14 protein-coding genes and 4 pseudogenes are annotated in these 21,747 nt (G+C 59.5%); 10 read left to right on the top strand and 8 right to left on the bottom strand.

Annotation, left to right across the window (positions count from 1 at the left end):
• A pseudogene (locus tag RFM68_RS26745) lies at nt 1–2,064 on the bottom strand (hypothetical protein); the annotation flags it as partial.
• 624 nt (nt 2,065–2,688) lie between these two features.
• On the opposite strand from RFM68_RS26745, the gene RFM68_RS26740 reads away from it, so the two are divergent.
• On the top strand, nt 2,689–2,976 hold the full coding sequence (locus tag RFM68_RS26740) for a hypothetical protein (RefSeq protein WP_320236004.1): 288 nt from the start codon (nt 2,689–2,691) through the stop codon (nt 2,974–2,976).
• 843 nt (nt 2,977–3,819) lie between these two features.
• Here the strand turns inward: RFM68_RS26740 and RFM68_RS26735 are convergent.
• Entirely contained in the window at nt 3,820–5,472 is a 1,653-nt protein-coding gene (locus RFM68_RS26735; protein WP_320217795.1) for an MFS transporter, read from the bottom strand.
• Between the two features lie 374 nt (nt 5,473–5,846).
• Here RFM68_RS26735 and RFM68_RS26730 point away from each other — a divergent pair, with 374 nt between their 5' ends.
• On the top strand, nt 5,847–6,308 hold the full coding sequence (locus tag RFM68_RS26730; protein WP_320224044.1) for a Ros/MucR family transcriptional regulator: 462 nt from the start codon (nt 5,847–5,849) through the stop codon (nt 6,306–6,308).
• A gap of 185 nt (nt 6,309–6,493) precedes the next feature.
• Here the strand turns inward: RFM68_RS26730 and RFM68_RS26725 are convergent, their stop codons facing one another.
• Nucleotides 6,494–6,706, bottom strand: coding sequence for a cold-shock protein (locus RFM68_RS26725; RefSeq protein ID WP_112101617.1), 213 nt, complete (start codon nt 6,704–6,706; stop codon nt 6,494–6,496).
• A 1,366-nt stretch (nt 6,707–8,072) separates the two neighbouring features.
• On the opposite strand from RFM68_RS26725, the gene RFM68_RS26720 reads away from it, so the two are divergent.
• Nucleotides 8,073–9,233, top strand: coding sequence for an MFS transporter (locus RFM68_RS26720; RefSeq protein WP_320236003.1), 1,161 nt, complete (start codon nt 8,073–8,075; stop codon nt 9,231–9,233).
• A gap of 17 nt (nt 9,234–9,250) precedes the next feature.
• On the opposite strand, the gene RFM68_RS26715 is transcribed toward RFM68_RS26720, so the two are convergent.
• Complete coding sequence (locus tag RFM68_RS26715; RefSeq protein WP_320236002.1) at nt 9,251–10,366, bottom strand: Fic family protein; 1,116 nt, start codon at nt 10,364–10,366, stop codon at nt 9,251–9,253.
• 467 nt (nt 10,367–10,833) lie between these two features.
• Between RFM68_RS26715 and RFM68_RS26710 the strand changes: the two genes are divergently transcribed.
• Both RFM68_RS26710 and RFM68_RS26705 read left to right on the top strand, forming a co-directional pair.
• A complete protein-coding gene (locus RFM68_RS26710; RefSeq protein ID WP_320236001.1) occupies nt 10,834–11,253 on the top strand; it encodes a hypothetical protein in 420 nt (139 codons plus the stop codon).
• Nucleotides 11,254–11,282: 29 nt separating this feature from the next.
• Nucleotides 11,283–11,522, top strand: a complete 240-nt coding sequence (locus tag RFM68_RS26705; RefSeq protein ID WP_320217790.1) for a TIGR02391 family protein — start codon at nt 11,283–11,285, stop codon at nt 11,520–11,522.
• 295 nt (nt 11,523–11,817) lie between these two features.
• Here RFM68_RS26705 and RFM68_RS26700 read toward each other — a convergent pair whose 3' ends face one another.
• Both RFM68_RS26700 and RFM68_RS26695 read right to left on the bottom strand, forming a co-directional pair.
• Nucleotides 11,818–12,252, bottom strand: a complete 435-nt coding sequence (locus RFM68_RS26700; protein ID WP_320236000.1) for a helix-turn-helix domain-containing protein — start codon at nt 12,250–12,252, stop codon at nt 11,818–11,820.
• Between the two features lie 128 nt (nt 12,253–12,380).
• Nucleotides 12,381–12,512 (bottom strand): annotated as a pseudogene (locus RFM68_RS26695) (ATP-binding protein); the annotation flags it as partial.
• Here RFM68_RS26695 and RFM68_RS26690 point away from each other — a divergent pair.
• Nucleotides 12,512–12,799, top strand: a pseudogene (locus tag RFM68_RS26690) (IS630 family transposase); the annotation flags it as partial. The pseudogenes RFM68_RS26695 and RFM68_RS26690 overlap by 1 nt on opposite strands.
• 25 nt (nt 12,800–12,824) lie before the next feature.
• On the opposite strand, the gene RFM68_RS26685 reads toward RFM68_RS26690, so the two are convergent.
• Together RFM68_RS26685 and RFM68_RS26680 are read right to left on the bottom strand one after the other, a co-directional pair.
• Nucleotides 12,825–15,491, bottom strand: a complete 2,667-nt coding sequence (locus RFM68_RS26685; protein ID WP_320235999.1) for a Ulp1 family isopeptidase — start codon at nt 15,489–15,491, stop codon at nt 12,825–12,827.
• Nucleotides 15,492–16,747: 1,256 nt separating this feature from the next.
• A pseudogene (locus tag RFM68_RS26680) lies at nt 16,748–16,986 on the bottom strand (transposase); the annotation flags it as partial.
• 736 nt (nt 16,987–17,722) lie between these two features.
• Between RFM68_RS26680 and RFM68_RS26675 the strand changes: the two are divergent.
• Genes RFM68_RS26675 through RFM68_RS26660 form a run of 4 tightly spaced genes read left to right on the top strand, consistent with a single transcriptional unit; the run spans nt 17,723 to nt 21,706 of the window.
• Nucleotides 17,723–19,219 carry a GMC oxidoreductase gene (locus tag RFM68_RS26675; RefSeq protein WP_320235998.1) on the top strand — a complete coding sequence of 499 codons (1,497 nt, stop codon included), beginning with the start codon at nt 17,723–17,725 and terminating at the stop codon, nt 19,217–19,219.
• Nucleotides 19,220–19,471, top strand: a complete 252-nt coding sequence (locus RFM68_RS26670) for a hypothetical protein (RefSeq protein WP_320235997.1) — start codon at nt 19,220–19,222, stop codon at nt 19,469–19,471. It begins immediately after the preceding gene.
• Nucleotides 19,468–20,232, top strand: coding sequence for an HAD-IA family hydrolase (locus tag RFM68_RS26665; RefSeq protein ID WP_320235996.1), 765 nt, complete (start codon nt 19,468–19,470; stop codon nt 20,230–20,232). Before RFM68_RS26670 ends, RFM68_RS26665 begins: the two co-directional genes overlap by 4 nt.
• Nucleotides 20,233–20,266: 34 nt before the next feature.
• Nucleotides 20,267–21,706, top strand: coding sequence for a glycosyltransferase (locus RFM68_RS26660; protein ID WP_320235995.1), 1,440 nt, complete (start codon nt 20,267–20,269; stop codon nt 21,704–21,706).
• Nucleotides 21,707–21,747: the final 41 nt, after the last annotated feature.

Genomic DNA, 21,747 nt, shown 5'->3' with positions numbered 1-21,747 from the left:
CACCAGAGCCTGATAGCACACCGGCTCTTGCGTCCACTTGCCGAAGCCGTTCACCAGGATCGCCAAGCCTTGAGCAGTAAAATCGGAGAGCCCGACATCCGGGCGATCGGCGCGGCGAAGGACCTCCCTGCCAATGGTGACCGTAGCCTCGCGCATCTTCTGCTGATCCGGCCATTTGCTGAAACCATTCACCAAGGTCACCAGGTGTTGATCGGCAAATCCGGCGAGTTGGCCGGCGCGGGACACGATCTCCTCGGCGAGGCCCACTGCAGCTTGGCGCACTTCAGGCTCCTCGGGCCACTTGCTGAATCCGTTCACCAGGTTCGCCACATGTTGGTCAGTAAATCCACGGAGGTGACTGGTGCGGCGGAGAATCTCGCAGGCAACTGCGGCCGTGGCTTCGCGCGTCTTCTCCTGTTCGGGCCATTTGCTGAAACCGTTCACCAAATTCGCCAGGTGTTGATCGGCGAATCCGGCGAGTTGGCCGGCGCGGGACACGATCTCCTCGGCGAGGCCCACTGCAGCTTGGCGCACTTCAGGCTCCTCGGGCCACTTGCTGAATCCGTTCACCAGGTTCGCCACATGTTGGTCAGTAAATCCACGGAGGTGACTGGTGCGGCGGAGAATCTCGCGGGCAACTGCGCCTGTGGCTTCGCGCGTCTTCTCCTGTTCGGGCCATTTGCTGAAACCGTTCACCAGTATGGCCAGCTGCTGATGGGTAAACCCCTTGATTTTGTCGGCGCGGGAGGCGATCTCCCCGGCGATGGCGACCGCAGCTTGGCGCATGCCTGGCTCTTGCGGCCACTTGCTGAAGCCATTGATCAGATAGGCCAGCTCCTGACCAGGAAAACCGCGCAATCGGTTGGCGTCGCAGCTGACCTCAGAGGCGATGGCGACGGCCGCTTCGCGCGTCTTCTCCTGTTCCGGCCACTTGCTGAAACCATTCACCAGATTGGCCAGGTGTTGATCCGTGAACCCACCCAGCTCCCTGGCGCGCGCAACGACCTCCCCACCGACGGTGACTGCTGCCTGGCGCATATTGAGTTCTTCGGGCCACTTGCTGAAACCATTCACCAGTATCGCCAGGTGCTGATGAGTAAATCCGCCGGGCTTGCCGACGCCGGACGCAATGTCCCCTGCGATGGCGACCGCAGCCTGACGTATGCCTGGCTCTTGCGGCCACTTGCTGAAACCGTTCACCAAAGTGGCCAGCTCCTGCTCAGGAAAGCGACCGAGTCGGTTGGCCTCGCGACTGATCTCAGAGCCGATGGCGATCGTTGCTTCGCGCGTGCTTTCCTGTTCCGGCCACTTGCTGAAACCGTTCACCAGGTTCGCCAGGTCCTGCGGTACAAAATCGGAAAGCCGATTGGCTCGGCCTGCGAGGTACGTCACCTCGGTGCCGATAGCGCTGGTGGCCTCCCGACACTCCGCCTGGTTCGGCCATTTGCTGAAACCATTGACCAGGTTGGTCAAGCTCTGCGGATTGAATTTGGAAAACCCTTGCGTGTGGGCGCGGCGAAGAACCTCACCAGCAACTGCGAAAGTGCCGTCGCCACACCCTGGCTGGTCATGCCACTTGCTGAAGCCGTTCACCAGCAGCGAGAGGTTTCGAGCGTCGAGCTGGCGAAGCGCTGCTGGGTTGTCGCTGCAGAATTCGCCGATCCTGATTGTGCCGTCGCGGCATTCCGCCAGTTGGGGATATCGGCCGAACGACAATGCCAAGAGCGGCAACGCGCGAGCATCTACATCGTCGAGGGCGCTGGTAGACCTCGATACCTTGGCTGCCATGGCCCTGCAGGCCTGCATGCCCGGCTGACCTCCGAGTTCGCGGCTGACTGCGTTGGATACGGTCGCATATCCAAACGATTCTCCTTCACGGATGTCCTGTTCCCAGTTTGGCAGAAAGTGACGGGTGAATTGGACAGCGGCTCCTTGCAGGAATGCTGCCCGCTCTTCCTGGTCCCGCAGCATGCCGCTGTGGCGCACCACCGCACAGGAGAATTGAACGATGTCCCGAGCTCGACCAATGTCATCGAGGGCATTGTTGAACAGATTACTCGACATTGCGCGAGAGACGCGCTGCCGGGCTGCTTCGGAATGCCGTCCCGCTTGCAAATCGGCAATTTGTCTATGCGGCGGTAGCCCGCCTCCGTGGGAAAGTCCGGACCGCTGCGCCTGGCGCGAGGGTCCGCCCTCGGCCCGCAAAGCGCCTGATTGCTGCCGCGACCCTTCAGGCCGTTGAGAACCTATGCGGCGGCTATCGCGCGCGCTCCCATCGTCGCTGCGTGGCGGCCTGGCCTCCATGCCGGACGGTGTTTTTCCAAGCGAGGAGGCGGAGGCGAGAGAGCCTTCGGGGACGCGATCTCTGCGCCACGATCCGGCATCGGAACCCGAAGGGCCCGGTTGCCGCCGTGAGCCGGAACGGCTATCGCGCGCGCCTCCATCGTCACGGCGTGGCGGCCTGGCCTCCACGCCGGACGGTGTTTTTCCAAGCGAGGAGGCGGAGGTGTGTGAGCTTTCGGTGACGCCATCTCTGCGCCGCGATCCGGCATCGGAACGCGAAGCAATCGCTTGCCGTCCTTCCCCATGAGACCGCTGCTCGCTTCCAAGACGGATGTTGGTTTCTGCGCCATCGTCGGACGTGGTTTGTCGATGCGACAGAACCGGAGCGTAAGAACTTTCGCTTGCATGATCACCGCGTCCCGGCTCACCGTCAGAACGCAAAGCGCTTTCTTCCTGGCTTGCTTCACCTTCTGGCGCCAAAGGAAAACGGCGCCGCGCCATGCCCGTTCCGCGCAATGCCGAAGCGAAAAGTCGTGGTTGACCAACGGGGACGCGCGCGGACCGGTCCTGCGGGGTATCATCACCGCGGCCTGCGACGCGGCTGGAGGAAGCTTCGCTAGCCTGCGGCTCGCGGTGCGTCCGCTCGACAATCGAGTTGAACGCGTTTCCACCTTCTGCCGCGGCGTGACCTGATGCGGCGCGGGACCTGCCGTCCGGGGCGCCACCGGCTGGAGTGCCTCCGGTGCGCGATCTTCCCGTCCGGCCGATGTTGGTCATGTTTCGTCTCCGATCCAGGCAACAACGCATCGCCTAAAGTGTGTGGAGCAACGACAGGCGAGCCAACATGGTCGTCGCTCAGGAACCCCAAAGCGCGCCTAGGGCACCGAACCCGGGAGCTCTGAAGGAAGCACCTTGTCCGATCGGTAAATCGAGCAGGCCCTTGGCCGGGCCGACGCTCGAATACCTTTCTCTCGCAGTCGGGAGGTCGCAATCACCTTCAACATCACCTAACAACCATTGCTTCCTTGAGGCGGAACGTAGCTTGGCTGACCTGACAACAAACTGACGCGCCATGAGAGCTGAGCAGAATCTGAGAGCCGCCGGAGCAAACCGTTGCTTTTGGCCAAGGGACAATGGCCGGCTGAACTGACGTGCGAACGGTATGTCCGACGCGAGTACGTTAGACCGGCTGCGACCGTAAGGCATACGGAATCCAGCTGCTTGGAACGCCAGCAGCCACGCCAGCTGAACATTCCCGCAGAATTGAATTGATTGGACAGCCGATTGACTGGTCTGCCCGTTGTGATTCGCTGATCTGTCTAAAACTTGAGCGACATGACGACAGCAAGGCGGAGCGCCCGGCGGCGCTTCGGCGGGACCGCAGCGTGCGCGTCGTTGGCACCACTGTTCGGCTTGTAGAGCTGTGGATAGCGATCCCCCAGCCGCGCTCTATCTCCATCGAACTTCGCGGCGGCCTTTGCCACCATCATGATGCCTGCGCTTGGAGCAGTTGGCGATTACCAAATCGAGACGAGATCACCGTCGGAAAAAGAAGCTCCCCGACTGCTCCCGCCTGCGCGGCGCTCCGGTCGGCCGCTCGATCGCAAGCCGCGTGCGAGGCGGAAGCTCTCCCGCATGCAGTTCGAGGAGAGACCGATCCAGTTCCCTGTCCTCCGCGGTCAGCCGGTGGTTGAGGCGAAGGTAGTCCATCCAAGTCGGCGTGCGGAACGTCTCCGTCCAATGCGAGGGTTCCTGGAGGTCGCGCTGGAGATTCCAGTGCCGGGCGCCGGCGCGGCTCTGCACCCGGCGGCGTTCCTGCATCTGGTCGAGGAAGGTTTCGACGTTGGCTTCCGGTATGGAGTACTCGATCTTAACCACGATCGGGCCGCTTCTCGACTTCAAGTCGAGGGCGAGCGCCGGCGTTTCGAAGCCAAGAGAATCCTGGTCGGACTCTTTCCACTGGCGGATCGGGAGCAGCAATCCGGTGGCGGCAACCAACAGCAGAGCGGCAGCGGAGCTTTCAAGGGCCAATGTGAGCGAATAGTTTTCGGCCACCACGCCCCAAAGCCAGCTGCCGGCCGCGATGCCGCCCGACGCGAGGGCGGAGTAGATGGAAAGCGTGCGACCCACGACCCATCGTGGGCTCGACAATTGCACGCTCACGTCAAGTCCCGTCCAGGTGACGACCCAGCCTGCGCCGCCGAGTGTCAAGGCAATCGTCGCCACCACCAGCGAAGGCGTAAAGGCAAGAGCCAGGCAACAGGCGGCGCAGGCGATGCATGCCAGTGTCGTCAGGCGCTCCTGCGACAGTGACCGTCTCAGCGCGTTGTTGGAAATGCCCGCGCACAAAGCGCCGGCGCCAAACCCAGCCATCAGGACACCATAGGCGATCGGCCCTCCCCCGAGCTGGTCCCGGGCAACCAGTGGCAGCAGCGCCAGTATCGAGATGCTCGTCAGACCGAAAAGGAATCCACGCGCGATTGCCGCCTTGATCTCTCCCGACAGCGCCGTGAAGCGGGCCCCGTCATGAATGGCCGTGGTCAATGGCTCACGGGGAAGTGGCGAAGAGCGACCGCTCCATTTGTAGAGTCCTATGGCCCACAGCATCGCCAGATAGGTCAGCGTCGCCACCGCGAAAGCCGTCAGAGGTCCGAAGGAGGCGACAACGACGCCGCCGAGCGCCGGACCGATGCTTCGCATTGCATTGTAGCCGACCGAGATTAGCGTGACCGCGGCCGGAACTTCGCGCTTTCGCAGGATGTCGCCAACCGAGGCATGCCATGCCGGATCAGTGAACGCAGCGCCACATCCGGCCAGGCAGCTGAAGGCGAGGATCAGCCACGGATTGTAATACCCCAGCCCGACAAGCGCGGTCAGCATGATCGACGACAAGGCGATCACGCACCAGCCTAGCGCCATGACAGTGCGGCGGCTGAAATTGTCGGCAATGGCCCCGGCGAAGATCGACAGAATGAATACGGGCAGCGTCGTGGAGGTCTGCACCAAGGCGACCATCACATCCGAGGTCGAGATGGTCGCCATGAGCCAACTGACCGCAACGGTCTGCATCAGCCAGCCCAGACCGGACAGCTGCGCGGCTAGCCAGATCGCGCGAAAGGTGGGGTTCTCCAGCGGCGCGAACGTCGCCGACGAAACTGAAGCTGCGTCCGCGCGCGCCACCCTGCTCATTGGGCGAGCCCTTCTCTGTTCGTGAACACGTTTAGTTGGAGATTTCTCCCTTCGGCGCACTTGCCTATGGAGAGTGGCAGGATCAGGGCATTACAATGCCGAACCGAGTAATTTCGACGGCTGCTTCAAAGCCAAAACTGAACCGTTCTGCTGGAAATACCTGTCCATCCATCACCAAAGCGCCTTAGCGACCAATCGATCATTCTACTGGAAGTTTTGGGCGGTGGAGATGCGTCTATTCACGCGCGTAATGCGCGCGCCGCTTTGAGAAGACCGTATGGAGGGGGCTGGAACGCAACCTTTCATTGCGTTCTGTGGCTGCCTTCATTAATCAAGCTGGTTTTCGCAGAAGCCATCAAAATCAGGAGCGTTCCGTGACAGAAGAAATCGAGAGCAATAGTGATGCCCTCATCGAGCTTACCGCCGACGTCGTATCGGCCTACGTCTCGAACAATCCGGTCCCGGTGAGCGACCTTCCTGGCCTGATCGACCAGGTTCATGCCGCCTTAAAAGGCACGATCGGCGGCCCGGTCCCTAAGCCTGAGGACCTCAAGCCTGCCGTTCCCATCAAGAAATCGGTCACGCCCGACTATATCATTAGCTTGGAGGACGGAAAAAAGTTCAAGTCGCTGAAGCGCCATCTCTCAACCCACTATGGCCTTACGCCCGACGAATACCGCGCAAAGTGGGGCCTGCCGGCAGACTACCCGATGGTTGCCCCGAATTATGCCGCAGCTCGCTCTGCTTTAGCCAAGACCCTGGGCCTGGGTCGAAAGCCTGATCGGGCCGAACAGGCCGCGCCGGCAAAGAGGGCCCGCAAAAACGGCGCGGCCTGAGTGTTGTTCCGGCGCGCTGACTTGGAAAGGCGGGGAGACTCCCGCCTTTTGCACTGCGTTCCCCGGCCTGCAACAATTTGCGCGAGGCTTCCGTCGATTTCATGTTCACGCGCGATTTCATCTGCGGCGGTCGGTAGAGGCTCGCCGTCGGGCGGCTGTTGCGCCATGCGCAAGAAGCCGTCAGCTCACTTTACTTTGCTGAGATTGCCGGCCGAGGATTTCCCGGTGCGGCGGTCCTGCTCGATCTCGTAATTAACCTTTTGGCCGTCAGCGAGAGTCGAAAGACCCGATCGCTCCACAGCGGAAATGTGGACAAAAACGTCCGGGCCGCCCGCATCGGGTTGGATGAAGCCGAAGCCCTTCGTGCTGTTGAACCACTTTACCGTGCCAGTTGCCATCCATTTTTCCTTTGTATCGGTTGCAGCGTTGGTTTGCCCAAGCCAGTTAACATTCTGACTTGGGGATAGGCGCAGCAAAAACGAGAAATCGCAAGCCCCCTGGATTGCCAGGAGGAAAATCAAATGCCGGATACCGGCTGGTGAACGCTCAACCCCTGCTTTGTCCCTTGGCTGCTGCGGCCATCACTCGCCATGGCCGGATGGTTCGCGCAACTTCAAAGGGAGGTGGTCGGCTGGAAAGCGCGAACATACTGTCATCGGCAGTTTGGGTTCGAATAGAAAGCGTGGGTCAACCCTGCACAGCGGTTTTCTCACCGCGGCTCGATCCCACTGAAACCGCGGCTGACTGTCTGCGTAAAGGACATCCGGGGCTACGAAGAGATCCATCGGGAAGTCCTTTCCCGGCTACCTGGGGTAAGAAAAATTAGGGCGGATATTCATTCCGTTTTGATGAATGGCGCGGCCCGAGCGCATCCACGAAATCTTCATTTAGGCGGAGGTAAGGCCAAGCGCGTCTAAATTGCCGAGAGGCTGGCTCACGTTGCTGGCGATTGATACGAGAAGGAAGATACGTGCTGAGAATGACGCGGGCCGAGCTTTACGATCTGGTATGGTCGAAACCGATGACCGAAATCGCAAGGCAGTATGGCATCAGAGACCAGCAATATGGCGCAGACATGCGATGCGTATGAGATCGCTCGGCCGCGTGCCGGCCATTGGCAAAGAGTAGAGCACTGCAAGTCGGTGGAAACCGCTGCGCTCGATAACAAGAACCATAGCCTGTCGAGGCGACTCTGCGAGCAGGGCACGATGCTTTCTCGTTCAACGCCTATAGCTCGGGGAGCCTGAGACAGGGACAAAATCCCAAGGTGGCATAGCGCTTGCTTGCAGCATCAGGGGCATTGAGCTCCAGACTGGAGCGCAGCGCTGTAATGTTTAGAGTCGTCAGTTCAGCCAACCTCGTCATCCTGTGTTCACCGGGGGGTCCCCGGCGAGCAGCAAGAACAGATATGATTTCCACACCGAACCGTGCTCGCGGGCGCAGGCATGTGAGCCCGTGGCCAACGGGTAGTGTCGAAAAAAAGCCGCCGGAGTTCTCGCCAAGATTTCCTCAACTTGCGCGGAGGCAATCGGCATCGGCAGCTCATCATGTTTTCGTTTCCTCCACCGTTGCCCATGAGAGAGAAGCGTCAGGTCGCCCGAGCCAGAACAGTCCTGTTGACGACCGTCGCTCAGACGCCGCCCGCCTCAACAGCCCGGCCTGTGTTCGAAAAAGGGCCGCTCTCCTTCTTCTGATTCCAGTGAGCTCGTGCATCGCGGCCGTCCAGACAATCTCGGTCTTGGACCGTTTTAGCAGGGACGTCCCATGCCGCTGTCAATCCTAGCGCTTGCCATAGCATCCTTCTGCATCGGCACCACCGAATTCGTCATTATGGGCCTGCTGCCGGAGGTCGCGGCCGACCTCGGCGTCTCGATCCCTTCGGCTGGCCTTCTGGTCACCGGCTATGCGCTGGGCGTCGTCTTCGGCGCCCCGATCGTCGCCATGGCGACGGCTCGCCTGCCGCGCAAGCCTGTGTTGGTCGGTCTCGCCACGCTCTTCGTCGTCGGCAATCTCTTCTGCGCCATCGCTCCGAACTATTGGCTGTTGATGGCGGCGCGCGTCTTCACCGCTTTCGGCCATGGCGCCTTCTTCGGCATCGGCTCCGTCGTTGCCGCCAGCCTCGTGCCGCGCAACAAGCGGGCGAGCGCGATTGCGCTGATGTTCGCCGGCCTGACGATGTCCAACATCCTCGGCGTGCCCGCCGGCACGGCGCTGGGCGAAGCCTTCGGCTGGCGCGCCACCTTCCTCGCCGTCGTCGGCATCGGCCTCGTCTCGGTCGCGGCCATCGCCTGGCTGGTGCCGTCGGATGTCGTCGAACCCAGCGGCGGCGGTCTGCTCGGCGAATTGCGCGTGCTCGGCAAGCTGCAGGTCTGGCTGGCGATGCTGATCGCCTCGCTCGCTTCCGCCAGCTTGTTCGCGGTCTTCACTTACATCAAGCCCTATCTCACCGACGTGTCCGGCCTGTCGACGGCGACCGTCACCTGGGTGCTGCTCTTGTTCGGCGCCGGCATGACCATCGGCAACATCATCGGCGGCAGGCTGGCGGACTGGAAGCTGATGCCGACTGTGATCACCACGCTGCTCGCCATGGCCCTGCTGTTCGCCGTCTTCACCGAGTTCGGCGCCATCGCGAGCGTGGCCGTGGCGATCGTCTTCCTGTGGGGCATGCTGATCTTCATCGTCGTGCCGCCGCTGCAGATCCGCGTCGTCGAGGCGGCCGCCGAAGGGCCAAACCTTGCCGCCACGCTCAACCAGGGCGCCTTCAATGTCGGCAATGCCGGCGGCGCCTGGATCGGCGGGCTCGCCATCTCCTGGGGCGTATCCTACGCGAACCTGCCGCTGGTGGGCGCCGCGCTCGCGCTTCTGGCCGTCACGGTGGCCGTGCTGTCGCAGTCGCTCGACCGCCGCGCGGTGGTACAGACTTAGTCATCCGCTGATGGGATCTACGCACGATCGTCACGAATATTCAGCATGTAACGTGTGTGTCGGAGTTCACCGGTTCTTGTCAGCGCACCCTTGGCAACCAGATCGTGCAGGTCCCTTGTCGCCGTGGCGCGCGACGCCTGGGTGATGGCGATATAATTCTCCGCGCTGAGGCCGCTCTTGAAACTGGCGATACCTTCCCGGAACATCCGGGCGACGGCTTTTTCCTGGCGTTCGTTGAACTGCCCCCGGTGGTGCTCGTAGAACTTGGCCTTGGCAACGGAGAATTCGACGCGGGCGAGCGTTACGCGCTGCGCTTCTAGGATTGTGCTGGCGAAGTAGATCAGCCAATCGGTGATCGCGTTGTTTTTGTTGCTGGCCTCCAAATGATCGTAATAGGCCTTGCGGCGACGCTCGAGCGTGTAAGCCAGCGCGATGAGGCTCGGCTCGCCCAGATTTTGCGCCAGCGCTTTTTCGCAAAGGGCACGTCCTATGCGGCCGTTGCCGTCTTCGAACGGATGGATGCTCTCGAAATAAAGGTGCGCGATACCGGCGCGCGTCAGCGCGGGAAGCGGAGTCTTGCCCTTGAGCGCGGTATCGTTGAACCAGATGGTGAAGGCGTCCATCTCGGCTTTCACGCGCGATGAGGGCGGCGCCTCGAAATGCACTTTGGGTTTGTCCAGCCGGTTAGAGACGATCTGCATGGCATCGGCATGCTGGCGATAGTTGCCGATCGTCTCGATGCGCCGCTCGCCTGACATCACCATCTTGTGCCAGGCATAGAGCGTGCGATGCGAGAGCGGGTTGGCAAAATGCAGATACACGTCGGCCATCATTTCGGCGATGCCCCGCTCGGCGGGCGGGACGCGCCTATTCTCGCCTCCGAGCCCCAGCTGCTGCCGCAAGGATGATTGCAGGCTTTCCCGGTTGAGATACTCACCCTCGATCTCGGATGTCTTCAAGGCCTCTTCACTGATTAGATCGATGCGGATCTGGTCGCGGTCATCGGGGCCAACATGGCGAAACACGCCCAGGAACTCGCCCGATCGCAATAGGAACTCGCTTTCCAGCGGGTCCAATGCCATCTTGTCGTAGGTAAAATGCGGCCAGTCGGCCTGCTGCCAATTCCATACCATGAGCTATAGAGCGCCTTTCTATAACTCATTATAGCGGAAAAAGTGAGCTATAGCAATCTTATCTATGCCTCAGCCGGCGCCCATTAGATGGTCTCCGGCGGCCCCCAGAATTTCGGCACATCGACCGTGAAGAAACCATAATCCTTCGAGGTTCTCATTGGTTCGGAACCATTCATCCAGCTTGCCTGCAACATCAGTTGGGGACTCCGGCTCAAAGGCATGACAGCGGACGCTCGTGGTGAACTATCGCCACTGGTGAGCCGCGTGAAACGACTCCGATTCAGCCGTTAGACGGAGGGGGTGAAAAAATATGGGGGTTCAAGCACATTCAGGACTTGCGTCCTACCGGGCTGAAACCGGCATAAAAAAGGCAATGCTCGCGTTTCCGCTTACAAAGCCTCCGAGGCGATAAATAGGCGCAATCGGCGGCAACGTCAATAATTCGAGGTGGCCGAGGGGGAACGCCTATGAAGACATTCACGCAATCACAGCTGCAGGCAATCGCTGACGCATTAGGCGAGACCGCCGACGGCCTGACCGGCTCGGAAATCGGACATCTGCTGGCCACGGTCAAGATCGCCGATACCGTTTCCCCAATGACCAAGCGACACAGATCGTACAATGCCTTTGCCAACGACCAGAACAAGCGTGGTGCCTGCACCTATATCATAGCGTTCATCCGCAAGGCCATGAAACCGGAGCGTTTCGCTCGAGAGGCCGAACGATTCGAGCCGATGCGCCTTAACCTGAACCGAGCTCTGGCATTTGCAGGATTGGCCGTCGCGGCATCGGGAAACTGGGCTCCGTCGAGGCAACCCAAACCTTATCAGAAGCGACGCGGCGTGCGCGAGCTGAGGGCCGAGTTGACTATCCGCGGTGCATCCTGATGTGTTGATGTTCTGCCGGGAGGAACTGCTTGCAGACAACTACTTCCATGCTGTCCGACATGCCGATGTTGGCGATCAACACGCTCGTGACCGATAGCGAGAGGAGCGAGCACCTGGTGAAGGGGACTTTCAGCATGTTCCGCAATACCACTGCGCACAGCGCAAAAATTCACTGGCAGATGTCGAAGGAGGATGCCGAGGATTTGTTTTCAATGGTCTCGCTGATGCACCGCCGTATCGACGCTGCGCTCATGCCGGCGCGGACCTGATCGGGGGAACTTTTAAACCTGCAGGAGCGCTTGTCGGAATTTTCCTACGGATTCGGCGTTATCCTTCTCGGCCTTTGATTGAGTCAGGCTGCCGCGATTGACGCTTGAATGACAGTGCGTTCGTCCGGCTCGTCCTCAAACGGACGTGTGCCGATGATGTCGCGCCCTTGGTCGCTTCCGTCTGGCCGAAGCAGGCGAGACGGTCCAGCCATCGCAAAGGTGGTAGCCGAACACGAGGTGTTCGAACTCGGTGCCGCTGAAATCTTCGAAATGAAGTGAATCGCCTATCTACCTCCTAACTCCCAGAGCTGCGGAGCGGATTGATGATCTGAACATCCTCGAAGTCCTTTTCATTGTTTGTCACGACGACGCAGTGATTGGCCTCGGCGATCGCAGCGATGATAAGGTCGAGCGCGCTTCTGGGGCGTCCCTTCGCCTTCCCACCAGCCATAAGACTGGCCCAGACGAGGCCAGCTTTCTCGTCAAACGGCAGATCGACTGAATTCTGCAGCTGCGCGGCCCCGTCTAGTCCTGCTGTCGATCTGGCCGGCCGGCCGCGCCGGCGTGACTTCAGATCGCCATGAAGCCTCAGGTGATCACGCCACTCGTAAAGTCGTTGACGACTGATGCCGACCTCATCTGCCAACTTGCTGACGTTTTCGCCTGCCTCCATGCGCTGGAGCAGCTCCCGTTTTTGGTCTTCATCAATAAATCTTTGCCGTCCGGCCATGCCCCAGTTTCCTCTCCTGCGGGGAAACTGTCCGCGATTTTCCTTGTCTCAGTCTGGGGGTGCACTCCAGGCGTTTCACTAAGTCCCGGACAGTTTGGCGGTGGTGGTCCTCGGGTGCCTGGTTGTCGTCATGGGTGATTGATTTCGCCGTTTTCGGCGCTGGTCAAGAGGGGCGCCGCCTTTTGCTTTCGCATGCTGTCGCCCAGGAGCACGATGCGGTGGGCGTTGTGAACAATCCTGTCGAGAATGGCGTCGGCGACGGCACCTTAAGGTGCGTGCCTGGCTCAACCGCCATCAGCGCTTCACCTTCCACTTCACCCCCACGTCTTGCTCCTGGCTCAACGCTGTCGAGGGCTTCTTCGCCCAGCTGTCGAAGCGACGCCTCAAGCGAGGCGTCTTTCATTCTGTCATCGACCTGCAGGCGCCCATCAACCGCTTCCTCGCAGAGCACAATCGACAACCCAAACCCTTCACCTGGACCGCCGACCCCGACAAAATCATCGCCGCCGTCAAACGTGGGCACCAAGTGTTAGATTCAATCCACTAGCCTCAATCTGCCAGCAGATCCTACATCAGCCCCGTAGTCGGTTTTGCAGTGCCTGCCGATCGACGACAAGATTGTCGAGGTGCAGCATGGCTGGCCGCCGCCTTTGCGCCAATCGCCTGACCAGCGCCCGCGTGCCGTCGAGCACGAAGACCCCGCAATCATAGCCATTGCGCTGCTGGGTCATGCGGACTGTCTCCACGCGGGCTCCCAGCCGTTGTGCGAGCAGTGCTGCGGGCTGGTCGTTGTGCCCCCGGGCGGAGTCGTAATGATACGCAACCGGCCTTGCCCGCTCGCGTCGGTCAACCAGCAGTAGTGACCAGTGGGTGCCGCGGCGGTCAGGATCCGTAGCGCTGGCATCGTTGACAGGCAGGAACAGGAAGTCGGCTGTATCGTTGCCATTGTGATCATAGACGATGCGCTGGAAAGCCCTGAGCACGACGCTGTCGGAGCCCAGGCGCAGATGGTAATGAGCTACCAGGGGATCGACGAGCCGCGTTCGGACGGCGAGATCTGGATTGTCCCTCTGCAGCTCCTGCGCCAGCAGTTCGTAATCTCCCTGGATATGCACATCGCCGAGCCATTCCCTGGCGCCGAGCGCCCGTCCGCTGCGGTGAGACGAGGCTTGCGGATTGAGCGCCCCAACCTGAGCATCGGAGGCTGTACCCAGAAACGGCTCGTAGTGAGCATCATCACGCAACTCGGCCGGTGTGGACGGCAAATCGACCAGGGACTCAAGACCGCGGTAGATATCTGATGACCGAGCTGACGCGGACGGCTGAGTTGGCCCCATATCCTGATCCGACTGCGACGACGGCCCTGACCAGGGGCGGTCCCAACCGGCAGGTCTCTGCCATCCGGCTTGGTCCACCTCCTGCCAAAGCTGCGACTGATCATAGCTTTCCTGGGAGGCGGCGCTTTCCCCCCGCCCAGCGTGGTCCACCTCCTGCGATGACCAGGAAGAGGTCCAACCGGCAGGTCTCTGCCATCCGGCTTGGTCCACCTCCTGCCAAAGCTGCGACTGATCATAGCTTTCCTGGGAGGCGGCGCTTCCCCCCCGCCCAGCGTGGTCCACCTCCTGCGATGACCAGGAAGAGGTCCATCCTGCTGGTCCCTGGCCCGCGGCTTGGTCCACGTCGAGCCAAAGCCGCGACTGATCGTAACTTTCCACTTGCGATGCGGCGCGTTCGTCCGAATGCGACGACAGCCCCGACCAGGGACGGTCCCACTCGGCAGGCCCCTGGCCTCCTGCCTCGTCCGCATCACGCCAAAGCTGCGACTGATCGTAACTGTCGGTTTGCGAACCGGCAGGTTCCCGCCCGCTTGCCTGCTCAAGGGACAACCCCAGCGCAGCGTTCGCCTCGACGACTTGTAAGTATTGCCCGAGCCTTGTGAGACTCACGGTGCTTTGTCCTTTAGCGTTGGTGTAAGTCTTGAAATCGGCTTTCAACGATCGCTTCTGCTGATCGCTGCCGTTGATACGGTTCACTATGCTCCCCCTACCCTCCTTTTGGAGCCAATCACTAAACCCGCGTTGCGCGCTAGCAATATTTCCGATCACGTTTTTTTGTCGGGCGGTGGCGTCCGACCCGAGCCTCATCAGCTCCTCGTTGGCAAACCCTTCGATGATGCGGGCGTCGTCGGGATACGGATGATACCTGCTGATCGATTGGATCCCGGTCGTGGTCCCATCGCTTGCGTACTGCCGAAACCGTTCGAGACTTACGGCGGTTTGTGCCTTGGTCTTGTCGAACTCCTTGTGATCTGCTTTCAATGAACGTTGCTGCTGATCGCTGCCGTTGATCCGGCTCGCTATGCTCCCCCTACCCTCCTTTTGGAGCCAATCACTAAACCTGCGTAGCTCCCAAGCAATTTTCGCGACTGCTTGTCTCTGCTGGCGAGTCGAGTCGTTTCCGAGCTTGCTCACTTGCTCCTTGGCCAGGCCATCGATGACGCTGGCGTCATCTGGATACGGATGAAGCTTGGTCGATTGACTCTCAGCCCCTAGGTACTGCCGAATCTGATCCAGTCGAGCGCCTTGCTGTCCTGTGGCTTTGCTGAAGTCCTTTAAATCTGCTTTCAACGACTTTTGCTGCTGATCGGTGCCGTTGATTCGGCTCACGATGCTCTCCCTGGCCTCCCTTTGGAGCCAATCGCTAAACCTCCGTTGCTTGGAAGCCATGGCTGAGGCGGGGTTGCTCTCTTTGCGAGTTGGACGGGGCCCCAGCTTGCTTAGCTCTTGTTTGAGTAGGCCATCGATGATGAGAGCGTCGTCGGGATGAGGATTCGCTGACTGGCGCCCCATCAGGCGGGGCCCAGTGCCAGCTGATTGGATTACTTGGCCGTCAGGCGAAAGCCTCCGGAGATGAGACATTGCCGACCTGAGGCGGTCACGATGGTCCATTCCGAGTGCGATGTACTCATCGACGTCATTGGCCAGCGACCTTGGCTCGTTAAGAAGCCGAGGAGCCATCGGCTTCTTGTTCTCTTCTCGCAGCCAACGAGCAAAACTCGCAAGAGCCGCCTTATTGTCCTTGATGGTCGGAGCGGGAACCTTTCCGGCCCCTCGGCCGATGGTGCCGTCGGGAACAACTTCGTACGCTTGCACTGTTTCCTTAAACAGTTCGATGAGGCGCTCGTCTTGGGGATACATGTCCCCGCTGGCGGAAGAGCGACTGCGTTTGGCGAAATCCATGCGAAGCTCTGTAGGGACAAATTTCGACCCCGAACCGCCCGACGACTTTTTGCTTCCGAAGGTTTTTCCGATCTCTGATTTGAAACGCGACCACAAACCGCGGCTTTTGTCATCCCTGGTGGGCGCAGCCAGCGGTTCAAACGAGGCAGTGTAGCGCGTGCTACTGAACAACCTGTCATGTAACCCAGACTGCGACACCTCTGCAGGGGAGCTGTCAAAGTGAGCGCGAGGCTGGTCTAGGCTGTGGCGCGCGTTGCCGAACCGATCATCCCGCAGGTTCCGTGTCATAGCGCGATTGTCAGTGTGGAGACTCCTTCTATGGACCTCTGCGGCTGGGCTGTCTGGCGAACTGGCCTCAGCGGAGCTCGTATCAGAGGAACCGAGTTGCAATTGGCTTAGGTGCTGCTCGAAACCACTGTGATCCTCAGACGTGCCGTGTGGCTGTTCCGTCCGCTGCCGCTCTTGCAGGGCAGCGTATTCGCGCATCCAACCCTCGGTATTGAACCATCCGCTATTGTGGGATTCCATGTATGCTCCTGTTTCCGAGTTCGCAGATTATTCGAACATTTCCAGAATTTCTGACCGGCTTGTTAAGTCTGTCGCGAGGCCGTCTGAGAATAGCGTTGAAGTAGCGTTTCTTCTGTTCATCGATACCAGCCAGGTATTCATTGCAGGCGTTCGATCGACTCAAGCGCCGCTTCGACGACTTGCCCGTTCAACAAATCTTGCCCGTTCAACAAATCGGCTTGTTAACAGGGTTAGCTGTCGAGAGACTTACGGGTCCTGCCGCAAAAAATTCAGGGCGAGCCAGAGCGGAGGGCCGCATTTGTTTCCCAGCCGCTTCGCGACTGAAGCAGCCGTCGCAGACTTTGATAACGTTCGTTATTGGTGCGCGAGATCGCCCCTTCTGGCCAGCGGGCGCGCCTCACGTGGAAGCCGGCCCGACTAGTCTCGGCCACACGCTTTGGGATGCTGAGTCACTGCAGACAGCTGCCGATTTGGCAGAACTGCGCACGTGGTAGCCCAAAGTCTTGCAGCTATATCGGACAATGCGCAGACCTCGTGCTCTGGTCAGCAGTTAGCTCGCTTGATGCACGGCGGTGAGCTTTCGACGGCCTGAGGCGGCGCTCTGGTCGCCATTGCGGTACGTTTTGACAAGCCTCGTCGGGCGCCGGGGTTGATCCGTCGGTGATGGCAGGCGGGGTTTTGCGGGTTGCGGTCAGCGGGTTCGTTTCGGGGCGTCTGCGCGCCATCGTTTATGTCGCGAGTTGCGGGATGCGACTGAGGACGATGCGCAGGATGCGCTGGTCCGGGCAGGATGTCGGCAGGTGCAGGCGAATTTGGGTCTTCATCTCGACCACGCGCGCGGCGATCTTGATGAGGCGCAATCGCAACGTGTCGAATTGGGCGACTGCAAAGCTCGTTTCGGCATCGCGGCGCGCAGGCCCCACATAAGCCAGTAGGCGCCGGCATGCAGGAACAGCCGGAACTGGTTAACCACCTAATTCCGGGACCGCCCACTTGACTCGTCTATGCCGCCCGGTGCGCGATCTGCGACCGGTTGCCTAAACATCGCTGTGAGTGTGAGGATCGTGACGCCGCTCTTTGCCCGGCCCCGCTGATGAGCCAAACCGGGCTGTCGGCGAGCTGTCGCGGCAAGCTTCGCTGACCCGAGACGAGACAGCGCCGAGGCGATGCTGCAGGGCCTGCCGGTCGGCGACGAGGGTGTCAAGGTGCAGCGGCTGGGTCCGGGACTTTTCGCCCTCGGCCAGGCGTGCGGGCCAGCGCCCGGGTGGCCTCGAGCACGAAGACGTTCGAAACGAAGGCTGAGACTGCCGCGTCCATGATTCTTGACGGCGGATCGAGCCCGCAAACGCTTGGCGTTTGACACTGTCCAATGTCCGACAATGTTGGAAATGCGACTACCAGAGTACAAGCATCGAATTGAGTTAAAACGGTTTCTCGTTGGCACAGTAAATGCGGTGTCATCCGCACCACGTCATCATTGAAAAGGAGAAGACGTTTCATGGTCACCCCACCAATGCCGCCGCCGCTACTCTTCCGGATGCATCCAAGTACGACGGCCTCTTCGTCACCTGCCGCCACCCAGCCAATGGCCCGGCAGGCATCGCCGCCCCCCACTACGCGGCCCGTATAAAGCACCTCCTGATGTCAATCGCGAACACCGCCCGCTGGCCCGCTACCACAAACCTCACAGGAGACTAATGCCCGTGACGGACATCAGACACATTGCAGCGCACGCGTGTAATTACACAAACTTCGATGCGGTTGTTATCGGCTCCGGGCCATCTGGATCGATCGTCGCCCGAACACTTGCGGAAAAGGGGTGCCATGTGGCCGTCCTGGAATATGGAGGCCCGGCTTGTCCTGGCGCCATGCTCGGGCCTCATCAAGCGGCCTACAGCAAGGCACTCACTTCCAATGGCCACGCCGATGGCAACCCCTGGACAGCGTGCTGCGTCGGCGGGGGGATGGGGTTCTACAACGCGATAACGTTCAGATACCGACAAGCAGATCTGTCAGCTTCCCAATATCTTACGACTGACATGGCGATTGACTGGCCGATTACCCTTGAGGAGCTCGAACCCTACTATTTGGAGATCGAGCATCTCTTGGAGATCAGTGGCGCGAATGGGTTTCCGTCGTATCCAGCCAGTCCGCGTGGGCTGATCTTATCCAATGCAATGCAGGAACTCGGCATAAGATCAAAAAACATCCCACTGGCAATCAGGCCGCCAGGGACCAACAAGGGATGCATCAATTGTTCGGCTTGCGATGAACTGGCGTGCCCTACGGATGCGAGAGCATCAGTGCTTGCAAGAAACATTTTGGATGACTCCGCCCTGCCAGGGACAATCTCGGTTCTATACGGCTGTTTCGTCAACCGGATCCAAATGCAGAACGACGGTCGGGCTGGAGCCCTTGAGTGCTATGTGCCGCTCTCATCGGAACTGATCCGGATCCCAATTGAAAGGGTCATCGTCTGCGCAAACGCGATACAAACAGCGGCATTGATGCTCCGGTCGAAGGGTGACCATGCACCGAAGGGAATAGGAAACGAATCCGGCCTCGTTGGACGCGGCCTCTCGTTCAAGATTGGCGGCTACTCCGTCGGCTACATGGAGCGAGCCGATCGGGGCTCCGATGCATTTGCTCCGCACTGGGGACCGCATTCGACCGTTTATACCGATGAGTTCTACGAACATAACAGCGCGCCATGCAAATTTGGCGGGCTCATTTATGAAGCGAATTTCCCTTCGCCGAATGAGAACGTGGGCGTTGTGCGCCTGCACTACATAGCCGGAGAAGAGCCATGGTCGCATAACCGCGTCGCGCTTGACGAGGCCGCTGACCAGTACGGTACCCCTTATATCCGTTTCGAATACCGAAGCTCGGAAAATGACCGTGCACGAAGGAATTTTCTCGCCGACCGCGCGGATGACATTCTGCGCCACCTTCGCGCATTCCGCATCGAGCGAGAGCCATATTTCCCGGGAAAAGGCAGCTCCCACCTGCACGGCACGATGCGCGCCGGTAGCGATCCGAGGAACTCGGTCGTGGACAGCTGCGGCAGGGTCCATGGGTTGACCAACATCCATGTGATGGATGGTTCCGTTATGAACTTTGCCGGGAACAGCAATCCGACCCACACAATCATGGCCAACGCCAGGCGAATGGCGATGTCACTCAGTAAAGGCGCAATTTAGATGCTCGGTCCTGGCGCTATCGGCCATTTGGCTGAACGGGAGCGGGACACCGGGTCATCCATCATGTTCCGCCTCGGCAATGGCGCTATAGCGCAGGAGATCAACGGCAAGATCTATCTGGATATGACCTACTGCCGCGGGGCTTCGCCTCTGCCATCGCCGGTGAATGAGCAACGCCAGATACTCGCCGGGAAAATCTTGGAAGATTTTTTGCCACTTTGCAGCCGGCACACCGTTGGGACGAAGACATGACTGCACAGGTCACTGACACAGCCATGGTCGAATACTGCGCGGAGGCATTTCACACCACAGAGAGAGCCTGCCTTTCCAAAAGCATCATTGGGCCTGATATTGGGTGGAAAGCATTGAAAAATCACACGAAAACAGCAACCGTTAATGTTCACCTCGACGACTATGATCACGTAGCCTTCGATCTGGACGGAACCCTTGTAGATTCGAAGGCTGTGGTCGAAAGCGCACTCCGTCGATGGGCACGGGAGGAACGGATCTGTCCGGATAACGCGGTGCGGATGTCGGCCGCCCGCCGCGACATCGATTTGGTGGCGGCGATCGCGCCCGATCTCTCGCCAGAACGCGAGGCAAATCGCATTGCCGATTACGAGGTTCAAGCGATGAGACTGTTGCAACCGATCGAGGGCGCCGTAGAGTTCTATAGCTCCATCCCAGCAGAAAGGCGATCTATTGTCACCTCTTCGGCACGGGTTTCGGCCCTTGCCCGCCTTGAGGCGGCTGGACTCTCCTGGCCGCGGATCATGATTGCAGCCGAGGACGTCAGTCAGGGAAAGCCGTATCCACAACCCTATCAAACGCTGTTGCGAATGCTGCGCATCGCCGGCAAAAGATGCTTGGTTTTTGAGGATTCCCCCACCGGAATTGAAGCGGCGATCGCGGCAGGCTGCGACTGCGTCGGCGTCGGCCCCAACGCCAGAGGTCATCCTGACACAAGGGACTGGATAGAGAACTTTGCCGAGGCTTCCTTTCAAACTGGCTGAGTTGAACCTGCTCCACAGACTTAAGGGACCACGAATGAAAGTATCAACGAAACCCCGCACCTCACTTTTTGATGAGGTGCTGGTAGAAGGCTCGGTACTTGCCCATTACGTGGCGGAGCGAAACCATTATGACGAACTCCTCGATGAACTATTTCGTTCGTCCGGAGAAGCTCGTAACATGATCGGCAGCCGTTGTATTTGGCACATAAATTCCACCGCATTCGGCGGTGGGGTGGCCGAAATGCTTCCACACCACATTTGCCTGCTTCGGGAGCTTGGTTTTGATGTGCGTTGGCTCATCTTTAAACCGAAGGAAGAACAATTTTTTCAATTCACCAAAGCGCTTCATAATTCTCTTCACGACGTCAAGGTGGCAGGCTTGAATGATCTGCTCCCGCATTATCTTGAGGCATCGGAGAAAGGCGCTGCGGAGCTGGATAGGATCATCAGGCCTGATGACTTTGTGGTAATTCATGATCCGCAGCCTCTTGTTGCAGCTGCGAAGTTCCTTGAATCTTACCCGCACCCGGCTATCTGGCGATGCCACATCGGATATCCGAAGCGCACCCCGACAGTCGACGAAATCTGGGGACTCTTGGGCGAACACCTCCATCAATTCCAACGCATTATCTTAAGCGCCAAGGAATATGCCTTTGATACTGATGTGCCCATAGATATCATCCCGCCATCGATCAGCCCATTTTCAAGCAAGAACCGTAATTATGAAGGGCCAGCGGGCCAGACGCTAGACCATTCGGTTTCGTTCAACGGCCAAGAATTCGAGCCCACACCCTCCCTTCAGGACATTCTCGGCTCACGGTATTTCCTTCATGTATCCAGATGGGATGGACTGAAAGGTATTGACCGGATTATCGCCGCTTACGATCGCTTTGTGAAATCGGCGCTCGCGGAAGCCTACGACACACGCCTGGTGATCGCGGGACCTGATCCTTTGGATGTTGCCGACGATCCTGAAGGACGGGAGTATTTCGAGGAATGCGTCCTATTATGCACTCAATTATCGAAGGAAGTGCGGCGGCGCGTGTATCTGGTCTGTATCTCGATGAAGGACCACGACGCAAATGCGGAAATCGTCGGCCGGCTGCAACAGAACGCCCATGGAGTATTTGCGCTATCTCGCGAAGAGGGCTTCGGCCTTACAGCAACAGAGGCTCTGTTCCGAGGCAAACCCGTCGTAGTGTCGTCCGCCTTTGGTCTGAAGAGGCAGGTCGTAAATGGGCTTAATGGCGTTGTCCTCCATGAGCCGGACATCGAGGACAAAGCTGCAGAAATGATGCATCACCTTGCGGTCGGTTACAGTGATTTCGAGAAGATGGCCAGAACCGCACGCGAACGCTGTCTGCGCTCGAACACGCAAATCTCGCAAATCCCAAAGTGGTATCACTCGATGCAATCAGCTCTCTCCAGTTTTGAGGTGCGTTATCGGGATTCGTTCAATCCAAGAGTCATCTGAGCCAGGCGCCGGACGTCTCCGCACCGGAGGACGCGTAAGGT

The organism is Mesorhizobium montanum, from assembly GCF_033977145.1.
Lineage (GTDB): Bacteria > Pseudomonadota > Alphaproteobacteria > Rhizobiales > Rhizobiaceae > Mesorhizobium > Mesorhizobium montanum.
The sequence above is the reverse complement of the archived record's forward strand: the minus strand, read 5'-3'. Positions and strand labels throughout refer to the sequence as shown.

Coding starts and splice junctions, on each gene's coding strand:
- RFM68_RS26740 (WP_320236004.1), top strand. CDS start 2,689: ATGATCACCGCGTCCCGGCTCACCGTCAGAACGCAAAGCGCTTTCTTC.
- RFM68_RS26735 (WP_320217795.1), bottom strand. CDS start 5,472: ATGAGCAGGGTGGCGCGCGCGGACGCAGCTTCAGTTTCGTCGGCGACG.
- RFM68_RS26725 (WP_112101617.1), bottom strand. CDS start 6,706: ATGGCAACTGGCACGGTAAAGTGGTTCAACAGCACGAAGGGCTTCGGC.
- RFM68_RS26720 (WP_320236003.1), top strand. CDS start 8,073: ATGCCGCTGTCAATCCTAGCGCTTGCCATAGCATCCTTCTGCATCGGC.
- RFM68_RS26715 (WP_320236002.1), bottom strand. CDS start 10,366: ATGGTATGGAATTGGCAGCAGGCCGACTGGCCGCATTTTACCTACGAC.
- RFM68_RS26710 (WP_320236001.1), top strand. CDS start 10,834: ATGAAGACATTCACGCAATCACAGCTGCAGGCAATCGCTGACGCATTA.
- RFM68_RS26700 (WP_320236000.1), bottom strand. CDS start 12,252: ATGGCCGGACGGCAAAGATTTATTGATGAAGACCAAAAACGGGAGCTG.
- RFM68_RS26685 (WP_320235999.1), bottom strand. CDS start 15,491: ATGGATTTCGCCAAACGCAGTCGCTCTTCCGCCAGCGGGGACATGTAT.
- RFM68_RS26670 (WP_320235997.1), top strand. CDS start 19,220: ATGCTCGGTCCTGGCGCTATCGGCCATTTGGCTGAACGGGAGCGGGAC.
- RFM68_RS26665 (WP_320235996.1), top strand. CDS start 19,468: ATGACTGCACAGGTCACTGACACAGCCATGGTCGAATACTGCGCGGAG.
- RFM68_RS26660 (WP_320235995.1), top strand. CDS start 20,267: ATGAAAGTATCAACGAAACCCCGCACCTCACTTTTTGATGAGGTGCTG.